The 21497-nt window shown below is 41.0% G+C and carries 21 protein-coding genes and 2 riboswitches; of the genes, 14 read left to right on the forward strand and 7 right to left on the reverse strand.

Going from position 1 to position 21497, the window contains the following annotated elements:
• The first annotated feature begins 13 nt into the window (after positions 1–13).
• Positions 14–161: riboswitch (cyclic di-AMP (ydaO/yuaA leader) on the forward strand.
• 112 nt (positions 162–273) lie between these two features.
• The 5 genes from NSQ17_RS02485 to NSQ17_RS02505 all read left to right on the forward strand — a co-directional run bounded on the left by NSQ17_RS02485 (position 274) and on the right by NSQ17_RS02505 (position 6808).
• Complete coding sequence (locus tag NSQ17_RS02485) at positions 274–2100, forward strand: APC family permease (protein WP_342467817.1); 1827 nt, start codon at positions 274–276, stop codon at positions 2098–2100.
• 70 nt (positions 2101–2170) lie between these two features.
• Entirely contained in the window at positions 2171–3892 is a 1722-nt protein-coding gene (locus NSQ17_RS02490) for a pyruvate oxidase (protein WP_135010083.1), read from the forward strand.
• Positions 3893–4087: 195 nt separating this feature from the next.
• Positions 4088–5680, forward strand: a complete 1593-nt coding sequence (locus tag NSQ17_RS02495) for a T7SS effector LXG polymorphic toxin (protein ID WP_342468079.1) — start codon at positions 4088–4090, stop codon at positions 5678–5680.
• A 4-nt stretch (positions 5681–5684) separates the two neighbouring features.
• The gene (locus NSQ17_RS02500) at positions 5685–6167 is read left to right on the forward strand and encodes a DUF2247 family protein (protein ID WP_024720474.1); all 483 of its coding nucleotides are present in this window, start codon (positions 5685–5687) and stop codon (positions 6165–6167) included.
• A 416-nt stretch (positions 6168–6583) separates the two neighbouring features.
• Positions 6584–6808: a hypothetical protein gene (locus NSQ17_RS02505; protein WP_024720475.1), complete on the forward strand. Its 225-nt coding sequence runs from the start codon at positions 6584–6586 to the stop codon at positions 6806–6808.
• Positions 6809–6847: 39 nt separating this feature from the next.
• Here the strand turns inward: NSQ17_RS02505 and NSQ17_RS02510 are convergent, their stop codons facing one another.
• The 4 genes from NSQ17_RS02510 to NSQ17_RS02525 form a co-directional block, all read right to left on the reverse strand.
• Entirely contained in the window at positions 6848–7111 is a 264-nt protein-coding gene (locus tag NSQ17_RS02510) for a hypothetical protein (RefSeq protein WP_008346966.1), read from the reverse strand.
• 98 nt (positions 7112–7209) lie between these two features.
• A complete protein-coding gene (locus NSQ17_RS02515) occupies positions 7210–7779 on the reverse strand; it encodes a GNAT family protein (protein ID WP_008346964.1) in 570 nt (189 codons plus the stop codon).
• A gap of 67 nt (positions 7780–7846) precedes the next feature.
• The gene (locus NSQ17_RS02520; protein WP_072368454.1) at positions 7847–9124 is read right to left on the reverse strand and encodes an Nramp family divalent metal transporter; all 1278 of its coding nucleotides are present in this window, start codon (positions 9122–9124) and stop codon (positions 7847–7849) included.
• Between the two features lie 229 nt (positions 9125–9353).
• Entirely contained in the window at positions 9354–9614 is a 261-nt protein-coding gene (locus NSQ17_RS02525) for a GlsB/YeaQ/YmgE family stress response membrane protein (RefSeq protein ID WP_003214275.1), read from the reverse strand.
• 156 nt (positions 9615–9770) lie between these two features.
• Here NSQ17_RS02525 and NSQ17_RS02530 point away from each other — a divergent pair, with 156 nt between their 5' ends.
• Positions 9771–10601 carry an EcsC family protein gene (locus NSQ17_RS02530; RefSeq protein WP_024720476.1) on the forward strand — a complete coding sequence of 277 codons (831 nt, stop codon included), beginning with the start codon at positions 9771–9773 and terminating at the stop codon, positions 10599–10601.
• 25 nt (positions 10602–10626) lie between these two features.
• On the opposite strand, the gene NSQ17_RS02535 is transcribed toward NSQ17_RS02530, so the two are convergent.
• Positions 10627–11724 carry a TRAP transporter substrate-binding protein gene (locus NSQ17_RS02535; RefSeq protein ID WP_341015012.1) on the reverse strand — a complete coding sequence of 366 codons (1098 nt, stop codon included), beginning with the start codon at positions 11722–11724 and terminating at the stop codon, positions 10627–10629.
• An 82-nt stretch (positions 11725–11806) separates the two neighbouring features.
• Here NSQ17_RS02535 and NSQ17_RS02540 point away from each other — a divergent pair, with 82 nt between their 5' ends.
• From NSQ17_RS02540 to NSQ17_RS02575, 8 genes are all read left to right on the forward strand, one after another.
• Positions 11807–13411, forward strand: coding sequence for a sensor histidine kinase (locus tag NSQ17_RS02540; RefSeq protein WP_162835672.1), 1605 nt, complete (start codon positions 11807–11809; stop codon positions 13409–13411).
• The gene (locus tag NSQ17_RS02545) at positions 13408–14091 is read left to right on the forward strand and encodes a response regulator (RefSeq protein WP_284724852.1); all 684 of its coding nucleotides are present in this window, start codon (positions 13408–13410) and stop codon (positions 14089–14091) included. Before NSQ17_RS02540 ends, NSQ17_RS02545 begins: the two co-directional genes overlap by 4 nt.
• Positions 14092–14216: 125 nt before the next feature.
• A complete protein-coding gene (gene dctP / locus NSQ17_RS02550) occupies positions 14217–15485 on the forward strand; it encodes a C4-dicarboxylate transporter DctP (protein ID WP_007496516.1) in 1269 nt (422 codons plus the stop codon).
• Between the two features lie 209 nt (positions 15486–15694).
• A complete protein-coding gene (locus NSQ17_RS02555) occupies positions 15695–16717 on the forward strand; it encodes an AI-2E family transporter (protein ID WP_007496515.1) in 1023 nt (340 codons plus the stop codon).
• 63 nt (positions 16718–16780) lie between these two features.
• Positions 16781–16915: riboswitch (cyclic di-AMP (ydaO/yuaA leader) on the forward strand.
• 77 nt (positions 16916–16992) lie between these two features.
• A complete protein-coding gene (locus NSQ17_RS02560) occupies positions 16993–18234 on the forward strand; it encodes a dicarboxylate/amino acid:cation symporter (protein ID WP_025206789.1) in 1242 nt (413 codons plus the stop codon).
• 126 nt (positions 18235–18360) lie between these two features.
• Entirely contained in the window at positions 18361–19287 is a 927-nt protein-coding gene (locus NSQ17_RS02565) for an ABC transporter ATP-binding protein (protein ID WP_138278134.1), read from the forward strand.
• The gene (locus tag NSQ17_RS02570) at positions 19265–20032 is read left to right on the forward strand and encodes an ABC transporter permease (protein ID WP_024720482.1); all 768 of its coding nucleotides are present in this window, start codon (positions 19265–19267) and stop codon (positions 20030–20032) included. Before NSQ17_RS02565 ends, NSQ17_RS02570 begins: the two co-directional genes overlap by 23 nt.
• A 117-nt stretch (positions 20033–20149) precedes the next feature.
• Positions 20150–20485 carry a hypothetical protein gene (locus NSQ17_RS02575; protein WP_017366657.1) on the forward strand — a complete coding sequence of 112 codons (336 nt, stop codon included), beginning with the start codon at positions 20150–20152 and terminating at the stop codon, positions 20483–20485.
• A 98-nt stretch (positions 20486–20583) separates the two neighbouring features.
• Here the strand turns inward: NSQ17_RS02575 and fbpB are convergent, their stop codons facing one another.
• Positions 20584–20733 carry a Fur-regulated basic protein FbpB gene (gene fbpB, locus NSQ17_RS02580; protein WP_065461547.1) on the reverse strand — a complete coding sequence of 50 codons (150 nt, stop codon included), beginning with the start codon at positions 20731–20733 and terminating at the stop codon, positions 20584–20586.
• 338 nt (positions 20734–21071) lie between these two features.
• On the reverse strand, positions 21072–21392 hold the full coding sequence (locus tag NSQ17_RS02585; RefSeq protein ID WP_008346934.1) for a thioredoxin family protein: 321 nt from the start codon (positions 21390–21392) through the stop codon (positions 21072–21074).
• Positions 21393–21497 lie beyond the last annotated feature (105 nt).

Below are 21497 nucleotides of genomic sequence, written 5' to 3' on the forward strand. Positions count from 1 at the left end.
GATCTCTTTTATAAAAGACCAATCGCTGAATCATTTCGATGAGCGGGGGAACCAATTGTGGTGGTATAAAACACCACGTGGGGTGAATCCTTTTAAGGTAGGGCAAAATCTCATGCGCCCGAATCCGTCAGCTAACCTCGTAAGCGTTAAAGAGAGCAAAGACCAACCTGTGATCTAAACAATAGGCACAGGGGCATTCTATTGCCTCTGTGTCTTTTTGGCGATCCAAATTTTGTAACTCAAATCGTTTGACACTAAAGGAGCGGGCATCACATGTACAGTTTGATGAAGCGTATTTTAATTGGTAAACCATTAAAATCACAGGCAGCAGGAGAACAAAAACTATCAAAAATCAAAGCTTTGGCATTATTGTCATCAGACGCATTGTCGTCAGTCGCATACGGTACAGAACAAATCTTGATTGTTCTATCAGTTGTTAGTGCGGCAGCGTTTTGGTACTCACTCCCGATTGCAGGTTGTGTATTAATTCTTTTAATGGCGTTAATTCTATCTTACCGCCAGATTATTTATGCTTATCCAGAAGGCGGCGGGGCGTATGTCGTCTCCAGCAGAAACTTAGGTGAAAAACCAGGGCTGGTTGCTGGTGGATCATTACTCGTCGATTACATTTTAACCGTAGCAGTGAGCATTTCTGCTGGGACCGATGCGATCACATCGGCTTTTCCAGCTCTATATCCATATCATGTCATGATCTCAATCGTATTAGTCCTAGTAATTATGGTGTTAAACCTTCGTGGACTGACAGAGTCGGCATCTATTTTGGCTTATCCTGTGTACTTATTTGTCTTTTCATTGCTCATTTTAATTGGGGTGGGCGGGTTTAAACTATTAACAGGGCAAGTGCCGCCAGCACCTGAACATACAGCATTTGGCACACATGTATCAGGCATCACGTTATTTCTTTTATTAAAGGCATTTTCGTCTGGCTGTTCTGCTTTAACTGGTGTTGAAGCGATTTCTAATACAATTCCATCCTTTAAAAAACCAGCTGCACAAAATGCAGCGAGAACTTTATTGATGATGGGGGGATTACTGGCCGTTCTATTTGTAGGAGTGACATTGCTTGCGTTTGGTTTTGGCATCTCGCCAAAGCCAGAAGAAACGGTTGTGTCACAGATTGCATCAGACACATTTGGACGGACATTTTTCTACTATGTCATTCAAGCTGTCACAGCTTTAATTTTAATATTAGCGGCAAACACAGGTTTTTCAGCTTTTCCATTATTGGCTGTCAACTTAGCAAAGGATAAATATATGCCGCGCATGTTTACAGTGAGAGGAGATCGACTCGGTTATTCCAATGGTATTATCTTCTTAGGTGTAGCTTCTATGCTGCTTATTTGGCTATTTGATGGGAGAACGGAACACCTCATTCCACTTTATGCTGTCGGTGTGTTTATTCCATTTACCTTGTCTCAGACAGGTATGTGTGTAAAGTGGATTCGTGAAAAACCACAGGGATGGAAAGTGAAAATGCCTATCAATATCGTGGGAGCACTTATTTCATTTACGGTTTTCATGATTCTCATTTTGACCAAGTTCCATCTTGTATGGCCGGTATTTGTTTTCATGCCAATTGTTCTATTTATTTTTCATTCTATTAAGAAACATTATCTGTCTGTTGGAGAACAATTACGTTTATTGAATGCAACCGAGCCTGTCGAAATCAAAGGAAATGTAGTCATCGTCCCAATAGCAGGTGTCACACGTGTCGTCGAACAATCTGTGCAATATGCAAAATCCTTATCAGACCAGGTCATAGCGGTTCATGTATCGTTTGATAAAGAGAAAGACAAGAAAATTGAAGCTGATTGGGAAAAGCTGAATAGTGATGTGCGTCTTGTGATTTTACATTCGTCTTATCGAAGTCTCATTCACCCGCTTGATAAGTTTCTTGAAACGATTGAAGCGAAAGCAAATGCGCATCAATATAGAGTGATGGTACTCGTCCCTCAATTTATTCCGAAAAAAAGATGGCACACCATTTTGCATAATCAATCTGCTTTCTTATTAAGGTTCCGTTTATTATGGAAACGGGATATTGTTGTCGCCACTCTTCCATATCACTTTAAAAAGTAACAAGAGCAAGTTGAAACGTTTGATCAAAAGGGTGCGGTGGTATGGAGTAAGAAAAAAGGAGTTTTCTCACATGCCGCAAAGAACCGCAGGAAAAGAAGTAACAGCGCTACTGGAAGAGTGGGGCGTGAAACATATTTATGGAATGCCCGGCGACAGTATTAACGAATTAATCGAAGAACTAAGGCATGAATCAAGCAAAATTCAATTTATACAAACAAGACATGAAGAAGTGGCAGCACTTTCAGCAGCAGCTGATGCGAAACTAACAGGCAAACTTGGTGTTTGTTTATCAATTGCTGGGCCAGGTGCTGTCCACTTATTAAATGGACTATACGATGCAAAAGCGGATGGTGCACCTGTATTAGCGATTGCAGGGCAGGTTGCCTCAACTGAAGTAGGCAGAGATGCATTTCAAGAAATCAAATTAGAGCGGATGTTTGACGATGTTGCTGTCTTTAATCAGCAAGTACAAACAGCAGAAGCTCTGCCTGACTTATTGAACCAAGCCATCAAAGCTGCGTATACCCATAAAGGGGTGGCAGTTCTCACTGTCTCAGATGATTTATTTTCTCAGAAAATTAAGCGGAGTCCCGTTTATACATCACCTCTTTATGTAGAGGGAGATGTGCGGCCGAAGAAAGATCAACTGCTAAAGGCTGCTCAACTCATTAACAATGCGAAGAAGCCAGTCATCTTAGCAGGAAAAGGATTAAGAAATGCTAAAGAAGAACTTCTTTCGTTTGCAGAAAAGGCAGCTGCACCGATCGTCATTACACTTCCAGCAAAAGGTGTTGTTCCAGACAGGCATCCATACTTTTTAGGGAACCTAGGTCAGATCGGGACGAAGCCTGCATATGAAGCGATGGAAGAGTGCGATTTATTAATCATGCTTGGAACCTCCTTCCCATATAGGGATTACTTACCGGAAGACACACCTGCCATTCAATTGGATATCAAACCGGATCAGATCGGTAAAAGATATCCAGTAGAAGTGGGGATTGTAAGTGACAGTAAGACTGGTCTTCATGAACTAACCTCTTATATTGAATATAAAGAGCAGCGCGGTTTCCTTGAAGCTTGTACAGAGCATATGATGAAGTGGCGAGAAGAAATGGATAAGGAAAAATCTATTGCCACATCACCGCTTAAACCGCAGCAAGTCATCGCTAGATTAGAAGAAGCGGTCGATGATGATGCCATTCTTTCAGTTGATGTCGGTAATGTGACGGTATGGATGGCACGTCATTTCGAAATGAAGCAGCAGGATTTCATTATTTCCAGCTGGCTTGCCACAATGGGCTGTGGTTTACCTGGCGCAATATCAGCTAAATTAAACGAACCAAACCGCCAAGCCATTGCTGTCTGTGGTGACGGAGGCTTCACAATGGTGATGCAAGATTTTGTGACGGCAGTAAAATATAAACTGCCAATTGTCGTTGTGATCTTAAACAACAACAACCTTGGTATGATTGAATATGAACAACAGGTAAAAGGCAACATCAACTATGGTATAGAGCTGGAAGATATTGATTTTGCAAAATTTGCAGAAGCATGCGGTGGTAAAGGAATCTCGGTGTCATCACATGAAGAACTAGCACCAGCCTTTGATCAAGCACTTCAATCTGATAAACCTGTGATCATTGATGTTGCGGTGACCAATGAACCACCGTTACCTGGTAAAATCACGTACACACAAGCAGCAGGTTTTAGTAAATATTTATTGAAAAAATTCTTTGAAAAAGGTGAGCTGGATATCCCTCCACTCAAGAAAAGCCTTAAACGCTTTTTCTAAACAGCAGGTAGTCGGTCTTCCAATTAGGGAGACTGACTTTTTTTGTTGAATAGGTAAAATCGTTTCAATTGTCACTTGTTTTCTTCTGTATAAAAATATAGAGACTGGATTTTTTGCAACTTAAAGCCTATTTTTCCAATTCGGTGAGAAAGGTAAAATAGACTTTATGATCAATAATGGAGGGAGTGGCTTAATCTGGGCAAGATACTTGATGCAAAAGCACTAACCAGTGCCATGGATACAAGGGCAAAACACTATCAGGAACTCCGTGAACAAATGATAGATTTAAAAAAGGCACTTCAAGGTGTTGCCAATCTCGGTGACGACTTCACTGGAAAAGGTGCCGATAACATTAAAAGCTTCTACAAAGAACTTGCAGGAAATGTGGACATGTTTATTAGCTTCATTGATAAACAAAAAGCCTTTCATGAAGGTGTTTCTGGGACACTTGATGATACAAATTTTGGCGGCGACACCTTTGTAGAAGAACACTTTTTAGACAACGCTGTACATATGGGAATCAAGAATGCCAAAAGCATCGTGAAGGATCAAAAAAAGGCACTCAAAACGATTTTTCAAGATATTGATGACCTCATTTCTCTGGAGGTATTTGATAGTAAAAACTTTGACGAAAAGATTGCAGATGCGGAAGATGAACGGAAGAAAACGGTTAAAGATTTAATAGAACTTGATCAAAATCTAAAAGATGAATATGCTTTGTCAGAGACTGAGGAGAAGGCTACAATGGCATTGTACGCAGAAATGATCAATGCCACAAATGACGGAAAATCCATTTCGCCTATGAATTTTGACAAGAAAGCGTATCAAAATAGTGAAATCTACAAGGCAAAAAGCGATATTGAGAAGCAAACTTCTGAATATCTAAAAATCAAAAAAGATCAAGAAGAAGCCCGCAAGATCGCAAAGGAACAAGAAGCACTCGCCAACCGTCCGTGGTATGAAAAAGCTCTTGATTACGGAGGAAATATCGTCAATGAACTGACAGGCGTGAACGATGCAAAACGTGCCGCAACAGGTGTCGATCCGATCACAGGTGAAGAACTTACCGCAGGCCAGCGAGTCGCCGCAGGCGGCATGGCAGCAGCAGGATACATCCCGATTGTCGGCTGGGCAGGACGTATTTTCAAAGGCGGAAAAGCCGTCTATAAAACGACTCAAGCCACGTCCGCCGCAGTCAGAGCGGTCGACATTTACAAGACATCACAGAAGTCTTTCGATGCGTTGAAAACATCACAAAAAGGCTTATATGGACTCACCGCGACCAACGGCTTCAGCGAAGCGATTACGGGTCGAGACATGTTTGGAAATAAAGTCTCGAAAGAACAACAGGAAGCGAGTATGAATGCGGCGCTTACAATGCTTTTACCGTTTGGATCGAAAGGTTTTCGTGGGAAGATGGGGATTAAGAGTACGAGTGAACTTAAGCATCCGGTTTTAGATAATCCAAGAGTAGGTAGTGCATTAAAAGATGATTTTTATCATAGATTTAATGATATTATTGACAACTATGCAGTTCATTCTAAAAGATTTGATTTGCCGAATAGAAGAGGACATATGGATTCGTTGTATCAAATTGAGGGATCAATGGTTAAGTATGAGACAAAGTTTGTAAAAATTAAGAATAATGCACCTGAAATGATACAGTCGAAAGAGATAAGAAATGGCGTGTTTGAATGGGTTGTAGATCCAACAACTAACAAAGTAACCCATAGAACTTTTATACCTGACGGCAAAGTTACAGGAAAAATAAATCAATGGGGGAAATAAAAAATTGTATAAAATTGAAATAATCAAGAAAAGTGGATTTGAATGTAATTGGGCTACGTTGTTTGTTGGTAGACAGTATAATTTAATTCCTGCCTTAGAAGTAACAAACTATGCAGTGGAATATCTAGAAAATAACCCTCATGATGATAACGAGCTCATTCTTGAATTAGCGTGGGAACAAGAAGAAGTAAAGGTAGATGATATACTTGAAAGCATAATCTCTGATAATTCTTCGGAAGACATGACGAGAGAATATCATAAGTGGCTATATAGTATTATGAAAGAAGCATATACTCACTCAACTGATGATACCATCTTTGAAGAAATTGAACATATTTTCTCAGTCTTTCACACGCCCGAAAATATGTATGATTTTTTTAGAGAAGTATCAGACGCATTTTATTATCCCCATGATTCACAAAAAACAATGAAAGAACTTGTAGAAGAGTTTTTAGAAAATGAAAAACAATTGATTTTAAATAAGTAGAGAACTTAAAGAAAACGATGGATAAATAAGCCATCGTTTTTTCGTACATAAGATTGTTTGTCTAATGACCTTTCTCTTGAGCATAGGGATTTTCATGCAATTGTAGAAGTCCTTTGGTGATTGAATTCTACGTGGAATGTTATATATAGGATCATTTTATAAAATTTTGAAAGAAACGGTGAAAACATAGATTGACAATAAAATAAGTATCATATCCGAGAAATTTGAAAATAAAAATATGGGTGAACTCGTAGAAGGAATTACGATTATCATAGATGGAAAATTTCACCTTGATTTTTCTGATAAAATCAAGGTTTTTTAAACTGTAAATTCACTTTCATACCAAATCACCCCACACATAATTGGGAATCATATGTTAAACTAACCCAATCACCACAAAAAAAGGGGAATAAACCATGCTATGGATTTTCACGCAAAACGAACAAAGTTTCGTTAATGTTCACGAAGTCACAGTAACCGGTAAAAAGATTGAAGGGTTTATCGCAGGCAGTGATTCTTGGGTCAAGACGCTCGGCAAGTATGACTCAAGCGATCGAGCGTCAGAGATCCTTCAAGACATTGTGAAAGTAATTGAAAAAAACCCAAATGGTACGATGACCTATCGAATGCCTCAGCAGTAAAAAAGAAACCACCTTTCCATCGCGAAAAGGTGGTTTTGTTTATGAAGGTGTTTTGGTAAAGGCTAAAAATAACGGGATGCCTGTGCCGACAAGTGTAGTGGCGAATAGGAACATACCGCAAATGAATAGAAAATGACTGGCTGAAAAGACGAGTGCCAGAATGAGAAACACGATGCTGAGTCCTGCCATGCTATATGATGGGACAAAGCGGCGTTTGTATGTGGCTTTCTTTGTTAGGAATGAGAAGAAAATGCCAAATAATAAAGGGACAATCCATAAGTAAAATAAAATAATAAGAGACATACATCATACCTCGATTTTTCCTTCTATTTTATCAGATGCCAATCACAACGGATACTACAAAGCTTCACTTTGTAAAATAGTTCATGCAATCGACACAATTAAGTGGGCTGATTGATCGAATTCGTTTTTTGTTTCATATATTCAGGCTGTAAAAGTGCGTACACACAGTGATCGGCAAAGTGGTCGCCCAGCCATTCACATTGTCTTAATATGCCTTCAAGTGAAAAAGATAAACGCTCTGCGATGCGTCTGCTTTTTTGATTATCAACAGCGGCCCTTATTTCAATGCGATGCAGACCGCACTCTTCAAATAAATAGTGAATGACCGCTTTGCATGCTTTTGTCATGATGCCTTTTCCTTGATAGCCTTCCCCGAGCCAATAGCCAATGGAAACCGTCCGATTAATCCAATGAATTTGGTGGGTGCCAATGATACCAACGAGTTCACCATGTGACCAGATTCCAGCCTGAAAACCATTGTTTTGCAAAGCTTGCTGCATGGCACCTTGAATAAACGCCATGCTGTCTTCTTCTGTCTGCGTCGAATCGACCCATAGCATCCATTCACGTAAGTGCTCTCTTGAGCGTTGGATGAGCAGATACAGACTTCTCGCGTCTCTTGGTTCAAGCAGCCGCATGGATAGATCTTGATCCTGATAAAAAAACATGTGATCACATCCTCTCAAGGGAAATTCTACCACAACCCGATATAAAAGACAGCATGATCACTGTCTTTTACATAAACGTATCCACAATTAAAAACAGATTAAGTGCGACAACAAGAGCTGCTATCACCCAAGATATTCCGGTTACCCAGCGAGCATTCGTCAAATCGCCCATAATTCGTTTTTTACTTGTAAACAAAATGAGTGGAATTAAAGCAAACGCAATTCCAAATGATAAGACCACTTGACTCATCACAAGCGCAGATGTCGGATTGACCCCAGATGCAATGATCGCAATAGGGGGAATGATGGTAATCAGCCGGCGGACATACAGCGGAATTCGGTACTGAATAAAACCTTGCATAATAATATCGCCTGACAGTGTACCGACAGAAGAACTGGAAAGTCCGGCTACAAGCAGACCTACACCAAATAAGATCGCTGATACAGGACCTGCGAGAGTTCCAAAATGCTGAAATGCTACATCTAAATCCTCAACAAAAAGACCATTTTTAAAAAATAAAGCAGCTGCTACAATCAACATGCTGGCATTGATGGCGCCAGCAACTATCATCGCAATGAGGATGTCTAAAAACTCAAAACGAAAAATCAGCTTTTTCTCTTTTTCCGTTCTGCCGACGACTCTTCTTTGGGTTAAGGCTGAATGGAGATAGATCGCATGCGGCATCACCGTAGCGCCTAAAATACCAGCGGCAAGCAGTACGCTGTCTGTCCCTTCAAACCTTGGAATGAACAGTCCACCGGCGACACTTGCAAGATCAGGTTTGGCGACAAAGGTTTGTACAGCGAAAGCAATCACGACAACAAACAGCATACCGGTAATTCCTGCTTCTAATGCTCGATAACCTCGTCTTTGGAGCTCTAAAATGGCAAAAGAACCGATCGCTGCAATAATCGATGCTTCAAGCAACGGGATACGAAAGAGTAAGTATAAACCAAGGGCAGCCCCGATAAATTCGGCTAAATCTGTGGCGATAATGACGAGTTCGCCCTGAATCCATAAACCGATCGAGACTGGTTTTGGAAACTCTTCTCGAGCAATTTCAGGTAAATTTTTCCCTGTTGCGATTCCAAGCTTTGCAGACAAAGACTGGATGAGTAAGGCCATGAGATTGGATATGAGAATGACCCATAACAGAAGGTAGCCATATTTCGAGCCAGCCGCAATGTTGGTCGCAAAGTTTCCTGGATCAATATAGGCAATGGCGGCGATAAAAGCAGGTCCGAGAAAAGGAAGAAGCCTTCTAAAACCCTTCACCTTTCCTTCAAGTGCACGCTCCGCTGCCACTGACATGTGGGCCTGTGCCTCGATGTATTTGTTTGTCATATGTCATCACCTAGATTCTACAAAGTTTTGCTTTGGCACAAAAAGTTTACTCGATGCAATTTTTAATCATCATATGCCCATCTTCATGAAAAGTCAACTATCTGAACTAATAGGTTTGTTTATCATATGTAAGTGAAAAAAATAGATACCTTGTCAATCAACACATAAAAAACACCGCCTCTTATCTTAGGCGGTGCATCCTCTGCTTCCTCTTCTTTTGTATCGTTTTTTAAGAAACCCTTGATCCAACGCTGCGGAAGATCAAGCTTAAAATAATGACGAAAATGGCTGCTCCTAAGATCGCTGGAATGATCGCAAATCCTGCCAGACTAGGACCCCACGTTCCAAGTAATCCATGACCAATCCAAGCACCTGCAAGCCCAGCAATCATTGAACCGATCCAGCCTCCTGGTACACTGCCTCCAGCGAGTGCACTCCCAATGAGACCAATGACAATCGCCACAACTAATGAAATCAGAAATCCTAACATGTTGATCACTCCTCTTTTGTTTGTTTACTAAGCAATAACCGTTTTAAAAGAGATTAAAACCTTTCGGAACCGCTTCAATGTTCGATACGTATGATGGACAAGGATTGTGTATAATAACAGACATATACTTGAACGGCATCTAAGGAGGCAAATGGCATGGAGGAAAGAGAGTGGCTAAAAGCACAATTAAAAGAGATTGAAAAATGGGAGAAAGACCAGCAAAAGGTATGGTTTTGGGAGAAACTCAGCCGGCTTCCATTTCAAATGCTGGACAAGCTGACCCCTGCCTTTATTCAAAAGAAAATCGGTGTGTTATTAGATGAGATGGGGCACTACATTCAATCAGGCGGTGTCTATTTGACGTCAGAGAAAGGCATTATTCATCAATTTCAAAAGAAATGTGCCGATGAATCGATTCAGCGTATTGAAGATATTGAGGCGGCTCCGATCGAGGTCATGGATGCCATTAGTGATCAGATGGGGAAAAACCGAACAAACCTCGCCACTGTACAAGGTGCGACAACAGGTGTCGGAGGTATGTTTACATTAGCGGCAGATATCCCGGCTGTCCTCGGTCTCTCTTTAAAAACATTACAGGATATTGCCGTCACCTATGGCTATGATCCGAAAAATAAAGAAGAACGAGTCTTTATCATTAAATGTTTACAGTTGAATTCTGCTGACGTTGTTGGGAAAAAATCAATATTAAAAGAGCTGAAGAGCTATCATGCATCAGAAGGGAAGCACGAAAACATGATCTCTCAAATTCAAGGATGGCGTGAGGTCGTATATAACTACCGTGATTCGTTTGGCTGGAAGAAGCTGTTTCAACTTGTCCCAATTGCGGGGATTTTGTTTGGTGCAGCGTCCAACCGCTCACAGTTAAAAGGAATTGCTGAAACAGGCATCATGCAATATCGAAAGCGCAGAATATTAACAAGATTAGAGGAGCTCGCTCAGCAAGAACAGCGTGACTCCGGCGCATAAAAAAATCCCTCTCTAAAGGGATTTTTTATTTGGTCTCAGCATCTTCTTCAAACGCTTGAATCAGAGAATATTCATAGCGTGCCCGGAGCTCGCGGATTTGTTTAATCAAGGTGGAACCGATGATCCTTTCTGCTTCATCATACAAAGGATCGAGCGCCTTCATCCATTTTTGCCGCTCTGCTGGTGTTAATTCGTGTATGGCAATTGGAGATTCGCGTTTAATATCCTCCAGCTGATCCTTGTTCATTTGTTCGGCATGTTTTTCGTTCCATGCCGTTGTTTCTTCCATCGCTTCGAGTAAAATTCGCTTCGTCTCAGGTGTTTGACGATCAAAAAAGGATTGATCTGTTAAGACGACATACCCTAAATACCCGTGATTACTGATCGTCATATAGTCTTGTATATGATAGAATTTTTTTGAATAAATATTTGAAATTGTATTTTCTTCACCGTCTACTTTTTTTGTTTCTAGCAGCTGAAAAGTTGAATTAAACGATTCCTGATAGGGTTTTGCGCCAAGAAGCTTGAATTGCTTTTCAATCATGTCACTTTGCATAATACGGAGAGATTGTTTTTTTAAATCACTAGGCTGCTTGATTGGGCCTTTATTCGAAGTGATTTGCTTAAAGCCATTTGTCCAGTAGGCCATTCCCTTTAGTCCGTCTTTTTGCAGTGTGCCGAACAGTCTCTGTCCAATCGCACCATGTAACCCTTCTTGGACAGCATCGTAGTTAGAAAAGGCAAAGGGCAGATCAAGTGCCAGCCATTCAGGGGACAGCATGCCGAGCTTTGACGTAGACGGAGCAATAAATTGAACTTGATTCTCTTTTAGTGCATTAATTTCTTCAATATCAGAATAAAGACTCCCGTTTGAAAAGATTTGAATGCTGATCCTGCCGTCGGATTTTTTATGAACAAGCTCAGCAAATTTCTTTGCAGCCAGCCCTTTTGGGGTATTATCTGCGACAACATGGCTGAATTTGAACACAAGCTGATCCTTCAGCCCAGTCTGTTCATCGTCGAAGATCGTCGCTGATTTAGGCATCATATGATAAAAACCAAAGTATAAAGCGGTTACAAAACCGATGATGAGCAATAGCGTATAGGCGAGTAAATTCTTCATGCGTTAGATCCCCCTTATGTCAAGGATACTTGACAGAGGAAGAATTCGTAAAGATACAGGTGAAAAAATGATGAGAAATCGACTGAAATTACAACAATTATCTATTAGATGGAAGCTCACCATCCTCACATATTTCGTTGTCATTTTTGCCCTTTTAATCGGAGGAATTGTTCTAGTCGGGGGAATTCAGCAAACAGAGGAACGAGAACTTCGAAAAAGGCTCATGAACACGGCAAGAACAGTAGCTGAGATGAATGAGGTAAAGCAGGCATTGGATGATCAGACAAAGGAGCGTGCGCAGTTACAGCATGCCATTGAAGAGATTCGGATTATCCAAGATGCTGACTACATTGTTGTCATGGATATGGATCACGTGCGATTGACACATCCAGTGAAAACAAGGATTGGCCAGCGCTCTGAGGGGACAGATGAAGAACCTGCCTTTGCAGAGCATATCTATTTCTCAGAAGCACAGGGAGAGCTTGGCACAGCCATTAGAGCCTTTTATCCAGTAAAGGATGAAAAATTTAACCAAACAGGGGTTGTACTAGTCGGAAGAACATTGCCGAGTATGGCAGATATATTAGGAGAAATGAAGCAGGATATCCTCATGATCCTTTTGCTCACGCTCAGCTTTGGTCTTGTCGGTTCATTTTTGCTCGCCCGTCATATTAAACAGCAAATGTTTAAGCTAGAGCCGCATGAGATTGTCAGAATGCTAGAGGAGCGCACCGCTACCTTTCATTCCATTAATGAAGGGGTCATTGCCATTGATAACCAGCACATGATCACCATTTTTAATGAAAAAGCAAAGCAAATTTTCAGCGTGACAGGTGATGTAGTGGGCCGAAATATTTGGGATGTGCTGTCAGATACAAGGCTTCCAGAAATCATTGACCGCGCAGAACCCGTCTACAATGAAGAAATTCATATGAGCGGAAAGCGGATCATGAGCAGCCGAATTCCAATTGTGATGAAAAAGAAAATCATCGGAGCGGTTGCGATTTTTCAGGACCGGACAGAGGCGGCCAAATTGGCGGAGGAATTAACCGGGGTGAAGAACTTCGTTGATGGCCTGCGGGTGCAAAATCATGAACATATGAATAAGCTTCATACAATTGCGGGATTAATTCAGCTGGGGAAAGCCGATCAAGCACTCGATTTAGCGTTTCAAACGACCGAAGAGCAGGAGCATGTGACGGACTTTCTCCACCGTGTGATACAGCATGACGCAGTGGCAGGTTTATTGATGAGCAAGATAAGAAGGGGCAAGGAGCTTGGCATAAAGGTTGAAGTAGATGAAAATAGCAGTCTGCGCGATTTCCCAGAGCGGCTGGATCAGCATGATATGACGAAGCTACTTGGCAACCTGATCGAGAACGCCTTTGCCGCGTATGATACTGTAGAAAGAGACACAAAACTCATTTCTATTAGTATTGATCAAACAGAGGATGTCCTTGCGATCTTAATTGAAGATTATGGATCTGGAATAGAAGAGGACATGATTCCTCATATTTTCGACAAAGGCTTTACTCACGGTAAAGAAGGCGGAACAGGCTACGGACTGTATATTGTAAAAACGATTATCGACAAAGGGATGGGAAATGTAGAAGTCACATCAAGCATCGGCATTGGTACCACCTTCTCAATCGAATTCCCAATGACAATAGAGGAGAGAGACAGATGACTCAGATTAAGGTGCTATTAATTGAAGATGACCCGATGGTGCAAGAAGTCAATAGAGAGTTCATTAAGAGTGTCCCTGGCTTTCAAGTTGCGGCTGTAGCAGGAAATGGCGAGCAGGGCATCCAGATGATCAAAGACATTCGCCCAGATCTTGTGGTGCTCGATGTGTATATGCCTAAAAAAGATGGCGTCAAAACACTGCAAGACATCAGAAAGCAAAAGATGCAGGTGGATGTGATTGTTATTTCGGCAGCAAAGGACAAAGAGACGATCGGCACCATGCTTCAAAATGGTGCCCGAGATTATATCATTAAGCCATTTAAGTTTGAACGGATGAAAGAATCTCTTGAAAGCTATAAAGCGTTCAAATCAAAAATTCGTACCGCAGCAGAATTTTCTCAAGAGATGCTCGATGATATCATACGAAAGCCTGCAGTTAAGCAGGAAGAGACATGGCTTCCTAAGGGGCTGAATGTGCATACGATGAATGAAATTAAAGCCTATATGCGTCTGCAAGAAGGAGCGCAGTCTGCAGAGGAAGTCGCCAATGCACTTGGGATTGCACGTGTCACGGCACGCCGTTATTTAGACTTCCTTGTAAAAGAAGGCGAGCTGAAATTAGATATGCAATATGGCGGGGTCGGACGCCCTGTGAATAAATATATCGTACATTCTGACTAAGAGACCAAAAAGACCAAAATGTACGATATGTCCATAAGCTTCACAGCCTTTGATGAAATCGCTATCATTTATCTACAGATAACAGTTAAGCGTTTACATCAAAGGGTGAGGGAGTTGATTTTTTTATGAAGAGGCTATTGAAGAACCTGACATTTCAGGTCATTGCAGCTGTCATTATCGGGATCATTGTTGGGATGGTTTGGCCAAACGTCGGAAAAGAAATGAAGCCGCTTGGTGACACATTTATTAATGCAGTGAAAATGGTCATTGCACCCATTATTTTCTTAACCATTGTTCTTGGAATTGCCAAGATGGGGGACATGAAAAAGGTTGGAAAAGTTGGGGGAAAAGCTTTTATCTATTTTGAAGTTGTGACGACGCTTGCGCTTGTCATCGGACTGTTTGTGGTCAATATCATGAAGCCGGGAGCGGGTCTTGACTATAGTAAGCTTGAAAAAGGGGATGTCTCGCAATATACCCAAAATGGGGGACAGGGTATCGACTGGATGGAGTTTGTCACACACATTGTGCCATCTAACATGGTAGATGCCTTTGCAAAGGGAGATATTTTACAGGTCTTATTCTTCTCTATTTTATTCGGTGTTGCGCTCGCTGCACTTGGCGAGAAGGGGAAAGGCATCATCGAATGGCTTGATAAACTGTCGCTTGTCTTCTTTAAAATCATTGGTTACATCATGCGTGCCGCGCCATTAGGGGCATTTGGAGCAATGGCTTATACAATCGGACACTTCGGTTTAGCTTCAATTAAACCACTGGCTAGTCTGATGCTTTCCGTTTATATGACGATGTTCCTGTTTATTTTCGTCGTGCTGAACATCATTTGTAAAATGTATGGCTTCAGCCTGTTCGGTTACCTCCGTTTTATCAAAGATGAAATTTTAATTGTTCTTGGCACAAGTTCTTCAGAATCTGTCTTGCCAAGAATGATGGATAAAATGGAACGCTACGGGTGCTCTAAGTCGGTCGTTGGACTTGTCATTCCGACAGGCTATTCTTTTAACTTAGATGGAACCTCAATCTACTTGTCCATGGCCGTGGTCTTCTTAGCGCAAGTGTTTGGGGTGGATCTATCCATCGGACAGCAGATCACGATTATCCTTGTTCTGATGCTCACATCAAAGGGAGCAGCTGGAGTCACAGGAAGCGGATTTATCGTGCTGGCTTCTACACTTGCTGCACTTCAGGTTATCCCGCTAGAAGGTCTTGCACTGCTATTAGGGGTCGACCGTTTCATGAGTGAAGGAAGAGCGATTACGAACCTGATTGGAAATGGAATTGCGACAATTGTTGTAGCGAAAAGTGAAGGGGAATTTGACGAAGCGAAGAGTAAAACAGCGCTACAGGAAATGCGAAATATCAAGCAGGCTGTTTAGTATAAAAACAACCAAAAACCGAAACCTTATGTCTACATGGGGTTCGGTTTTTTCTTGTGTAAAAAAAGAAAAAACATAAAAGCTTGATTAATTTAGGACGAATCGTAAGACCTCATTGACCTTTTGTTATATAATTTACAGAAAGATCCGATATAATGAATATGAGATCCAACGAAAAATAGACTTTAGTCCTGGCAGGTGTGTAACGTATGGCGGCATTTTTTAAATTGTTCGAAAAACCTGGTGTCAAGAGGTTTTCAGTATTTGTAGTATTAGCCACAGCATTATATCTATTAAGAGGAATGATGAATTTAATCCTCCTGACCTTCATTTTCACTTTTTTAATGAACCGGTTAGAAGAGGTCATAAGAGGCTTTTTAAATCGCTTCCTGAAAATAGGACAGAAATCAGTCATCACCATTTTGTACATCCTTCTGGCTGGTGGATTGACGTTTGGCGGCTTTGTGTTTGTGCCCATCATTGCTAAACAGGTGGAACAGTTATTTCATTTAGGGAAAAAGATTGCAGATCATCCACAAGATTTACCCTTCTTTGACGTCGTCACCAATGTGTTCGGAGATTTCAAAATATCTTCTTTCTTCGAGAAAGGGTTTAATTTCCTCTATACATACTTAACAGATTTCAGCACGTTCAGTATCCAGGTCATTATGTCCTTAATATTAAGCATGTTCTTCCTGTTCGAAAAGGAACGCCTCATTCAATTCATGAATAAGTTCAAAACGAGTAAAATCTCCGTGTTCTATCATGAAATTGCCTTCTTTGGACGTAAGTTTTCCAGAACATTTGGTAAGGTACTTGAAGCACAGTTCATCATTGCAACAGTTAACTGTGTCTTAACGACAATTGCGCTTGGCATTATGGGCTTCCCGCAATTATTTGGATTAGCGGTCATGGTCTTCTTGTTAGGTTTAATTCCGGTAGCGGGTGTGGTCATCTCCCTCGTTCCACTCAGCATCATAGCGTATACACTTGGAGGCGGAATGTACGTCCTATATATTGTGCTGGTGATTGTGATCATCCATGCCATTGAAGCCTACTTCTTAAATCCGAAGCTCATGTCAGCTAAAACAGAGCTCCCTATTTTCTTCACGTTTATTGTCCTGATCTTTTCTGAACACTATATTGGCATTTGGGGACTGATTATCGGCATCCCAATCTTTGTGTTTATCTTAGATATCTTGGAGGTCACGAATAAGGAAGAAAGTAATTAAAAAGTTCATATGAACCTGTTTACAATTTTCTGAAAATAAGGTATAAATAGTATGAAAATATCATATTACCACACGCTTAATCCTTCTAAAGGAATGGGGGACCCAAGTTTTTGGGGTGAATTTTTCTTATTTTAAGAAAAAAGGACATCTCTTCGTCCTAACCCGTCAGCTAACCTCATCAGCGTGAAGAGAGTAGACAGTGGTACACGTATGGACACGCAGGCCCACGAGAAGACTCTCTCGTGGGCCTTTTTGACGAGGAAGGGGAGATTTTATTGAAGCTTGCGACGAAAATTATTATTGCTTTAATTGTAGGTGCAATCACAGGACTACTACTCAACATTTTTGCTCCAAACGTATTCAAAGTGTTAGACCCTTATCTATTTACACCTCTAGGTCAAATCTTCTTAAACCTGATTAAAATGTTAGTTGTACCGATTGTCTTCTTTTCGATCACACTTGGTGTAGCAGGCCTTGGCGATCCGAAAAAACTTGGCAGGATCGGCGTAAAAACCATTACTTACTTTCTACTCACTACAACTTTTGCCATCATTATTGGCATTTCATTGGCCTTACTTATTAAGCCAGGCGCATTTGGCAATTTTGATACGAAAGCGGCAGAATATTCCGCAGAGGAAGCCCCATCAATGGCAGATACACTACTCAATATTATTCCAACCAATCCAGTCCAATCTCTAGTTGAAGGAAATATGCTTCAAATTATCGTCTTCTGTGTATTTTTAGGTCTTGGCATTGCCTTGCTCGGTAAAAAAACAGAAGGTTTGCTGAAGCTGTTTGAACAAGGAAATGAATTAATGATGTATCTTGTCGGTGTTGTGATGAAATTCGCACCGTACGGGACATTCGGTTTGATCGCAACGGCAATTGGCAGTCAGGGGCTCGATGCCATGAAAGCGATGGGACTTTACTTCTCAGTCGTCTTAATTGCGCTGATCTTGCATTTCTTCCTGACCTATGGGTCAACCGTTGCCCTATTAGCTAAACGAAATCCAATGGCATTCTTCAAAGGATTTTCTCCAGCGATGGTTGTGGCATTTAGTACATCAAGCAGTAACGCAGTACTGCCAGTATCAATGGAAACAGCTCAAAAGCGTTTGAAGGTGCCAGAACCTATTTCAAGCTTTGTGCAGCCGCTAGGTGCGACCATTAATATGGATGGTACAGCGATCATGCAAGGGGTTGCGACTATTTTTATCGCACAAGTGTATGGAGTTGAATTAACCCTTGTTCAAATGCTGACAGTTGTCTTAACGGCAGTACTAGCAAGTATTGGCACAGCAGGTGTCCCAGGGGTAGGGCTCATCATGCTAGCCATGGTTTTAAATTCCGTGAATCTTCCTGTTGAGGGCATTGCGCTGATCCTTGGCATAGACCGCTTATTAGACATGGCAAGAACCGTGGTCAATATTACAGGTGACGCAGCATGTGCGGTGATTGTTTCTGAAACCGAGAAGAAACATGAGAAGGAAGCACCAACACCTAATTTATCACTGTAACAACAAAAAGGGCTGACTGGATCAGCCCTTTTTTTCGTGGAACGGCTTGTCTAGCGTGATATACTTTTTACAGGATGAGCGGCCGTAACTGCCGCCATAGGTTTTACATCAGAAGGAGGAACCACTTTGCAGTCTGCTGTTCTACACATAGAGAACGTCGATAAACAAATTGGCCGGCATCAAATTTTGCAACATATTTCGATGGACATTAGGCAAGGAGAAATTGTCGGTTTACTTGGACCGAATGGGTCTGGAAAAACGACCTTGATTCGATTGATTGTTGGCTTGATGAAAAAAAACAACGGCCGGATCATCATTAATGGATATTCTCAAGATGATGATCATCTAAAAGCGATGTCATCTGTTGGGGCGATCATAGAAAATCCGGAATTTTATTCATATTTAACAGGTTTTGAAAACCTTGAGCTGTATGCGTCTATGCATGATGGAGTTTCAGAAGAGCGCATTTTTGAAGTGGTAAAAAGAGTTCGTCTGGAGCACGCCATTCACCAGAAGGTCAAAACGTATTCACTAGGGATGAAACAAAGGCTCGGGATTGCACAAGCCATTTTGCATAAGCCCAATCTGCTCATTTTAGATGAACCAACAAATGGGCTTGATCCCGCAGGAATGAAGGAGTTTCGAGAGCACTTGCAAATGCTTGTACAAGAAGAAGGTGTCTCTGTGTTATTTGCTACACATCTTTTGCATGAAGTAGAAGAGCTTTGTGACCGCATGATCATCATCCAAAAAGGACAGATCAAAGCCAATACAAACCTTCGCGACATGGAAGGAAAAGAGCAGGTGCTGATGAATATTCAGCCAGTAGAAAAGGCAGTTTCATGGCTAGATACGCAAGGATATACATATGAACAAAGGGATCAGCATGTACTGGTTCAACTGAATAAAGACCGTGTGCCGGAGCTGAATAAACAGCTTGTCTTAGCAGAATTTGATGTACTTGAAATGACGCCTCAAAAACAATCAATTGAAGAGGCCTTTATGAAATGGACGGAAGGCGGGACGGAAGATGCTTCAACTCATCAAGAATGAACATAAAAAAATCACGAGACAAAAGATCACATTCATTGCACTTGGACTGATTGTTGTCTTTCAATTGACGATGGCACTAGCATTAAAACGAGTCATTTCCGGGCTTGGCGGGCAAGATACAGTCGCGAACTATTTTGCTTATTCCACGAATGTTGTGTTTATTTTACAAGTGTTCGCTGTCGTGATTGGCGCCACATTGATCTCAACAGAGTTTCAAAAAAGAACCATCAAGTTCTTGTTGATTCGGCCGAAGACAAGGCTTCATATTTTTTTGTCAAAATATATCACTCTTGTGCTGATGGTCCTTTACCTGTTTGTTTTTTATTATGTGTTCGCTTTTCTTTTTGGCCTTATTTTCTTTGGTACTGATTTTGATGAAAGCACTGGGCGGTTATTTCTGCACACATTTGCTGTGATTGGATCACAGTGGGTGGAAGTGGTCATGATGGCAAGCTTTGCTTTTCTGTGCTCAAGTTTGTTTAGAAACAGTCTGATTGCACTTGTGACTTCATTTTTCGTCTTATACGCGGCGAAATCACTAGTGTCGATCATGTCTCTGTTAGAAAATCAGTGGGGGAAGATTCTACTTTTCGCTAATACGGACTTCACACAATACAGTTTTCAAGGTCCGCCGCTCTTTCAGGGCATGAGCCCTCTGTTTTCACTATTCATTGTAGGGGCGCATTTCGTTTTCTTTGTTGGTGCTGCTTGGCTCCTTTTTTGGAAGCGTGATGTAAATGTGTAAAAATTGTGTCAAATAACAAGAAAAATTCGTGACATCTTTGTGAAAACGAGTCTGTATTTCACGATAACCGGCTGATTTTGTCTTATAATAAGACAGAGTCATGGAGGTGGCACTATCGTGAAAAATTTTATTACGGCTTTACCTATTTTGCTGCTGTTGTCGTTTTCGTTTGTGTCTTTTGCCTTCCAGTTTGATCATCTTGTTTATTTCAGACTAGCGCTAGGGATCTTTTCATTAGCGGGTCTTTTCTTTCTGTATACACTTAAAAGAAACATGAAATGGTTCATGGTCTATTTATATGCGAGCTGGATCGTTCTTGCTGCCGTTACGACATTTGAAGAACCCGTGTTTTCACAATTCTTCTTCGGTGGTTTAACGATGACAATGGGTTATCTAACATATATGCTCATCTATTTAGGAATGAAACAAGACCGTGTAGCGAAATCACATTAAAACAAAAGCCGATAAAATCGAAGAATAGATTTTATCGGCTTTTTCTTTTCTTCAGGCAAATAAAAAAGCAGCCATCTGTTTGACTGCTCTTCTTGTGTTTATGATTCACGTCCAGCAGCGGCAAGCTGCTTCTGGTGCTTTTTGTCGATGGTTTCGTATATACTTTCCATCATTTTAGGGTCTTGCATGATTGCTTCCTTGTTTTCTTCGATCAATTGCTGATACGTTTTGATTTTCTTCTTAGACATGTAACTCAACGCTCCTTTGGTAGAATGGACTCTATAAGATTTCACACAGATGAAATTGATAATCATTTTCAATTAGCATCTCCATTATACAAAGCAGAATGTCATAAGTAAAGATTCAATTCAGAAAATTCACGTAACCGACATATTCCCATCCATATCGACGATGAATTCTTTCCCAGGAAATAATCCGCTGTCAAACCTTGTCATGAAATCAGATCAAACATTCCTGCCTATGTTGAAACATTTTAGCCGCACATCTCGTCTTATGAAGAGATTTGATTTAAAAGGATATAAAAAAGACACCAGCATGAGTTGGCTGATGTCTCCATTCAAATGAGTTATGAAACGTGTTCTTGAAGAAACTCTGTTACTTCTTCAGGTGATTTAGCGTTGGCACTGTGTAAATGACCTGTTTTTTCGCCATTTTTGAAAATTAACAGGCTAGGAATTCCCATGACCTGATACGTTTCCGCTAACTCAGGAAAGTCGTCTTTGTTTATTTCAAACCATTCATTCTGAGCATAAGCCTCTAAGATGTCTGGAATGAACATGTCCATTCTAGTGCAATCAGGGCACCATGTCGCAAAGAATTTAACGATGACCTCTTTGTCTGATTGAATGATTTCGTTGAATTGTTCAGTGCTTGTAATTTTTTTCAATTTGTCACAACTCCTTTTCAATGTCATTTTAATATAAAATAAAGGCGAATGACATACAAATGCTCGGGGGGCGCTTACAACCTTTACAAATCATTTCAATTCCGT

This window comes from Bacillus sp. FSL W8-0629 (assembly GCF_038593225.1).
Taxonomy (GTDB): Bacteria; Bacillota; Bacilli; order Bacillales; family Bacillaceae; genus Bacillus; species Bacillus altitudinis.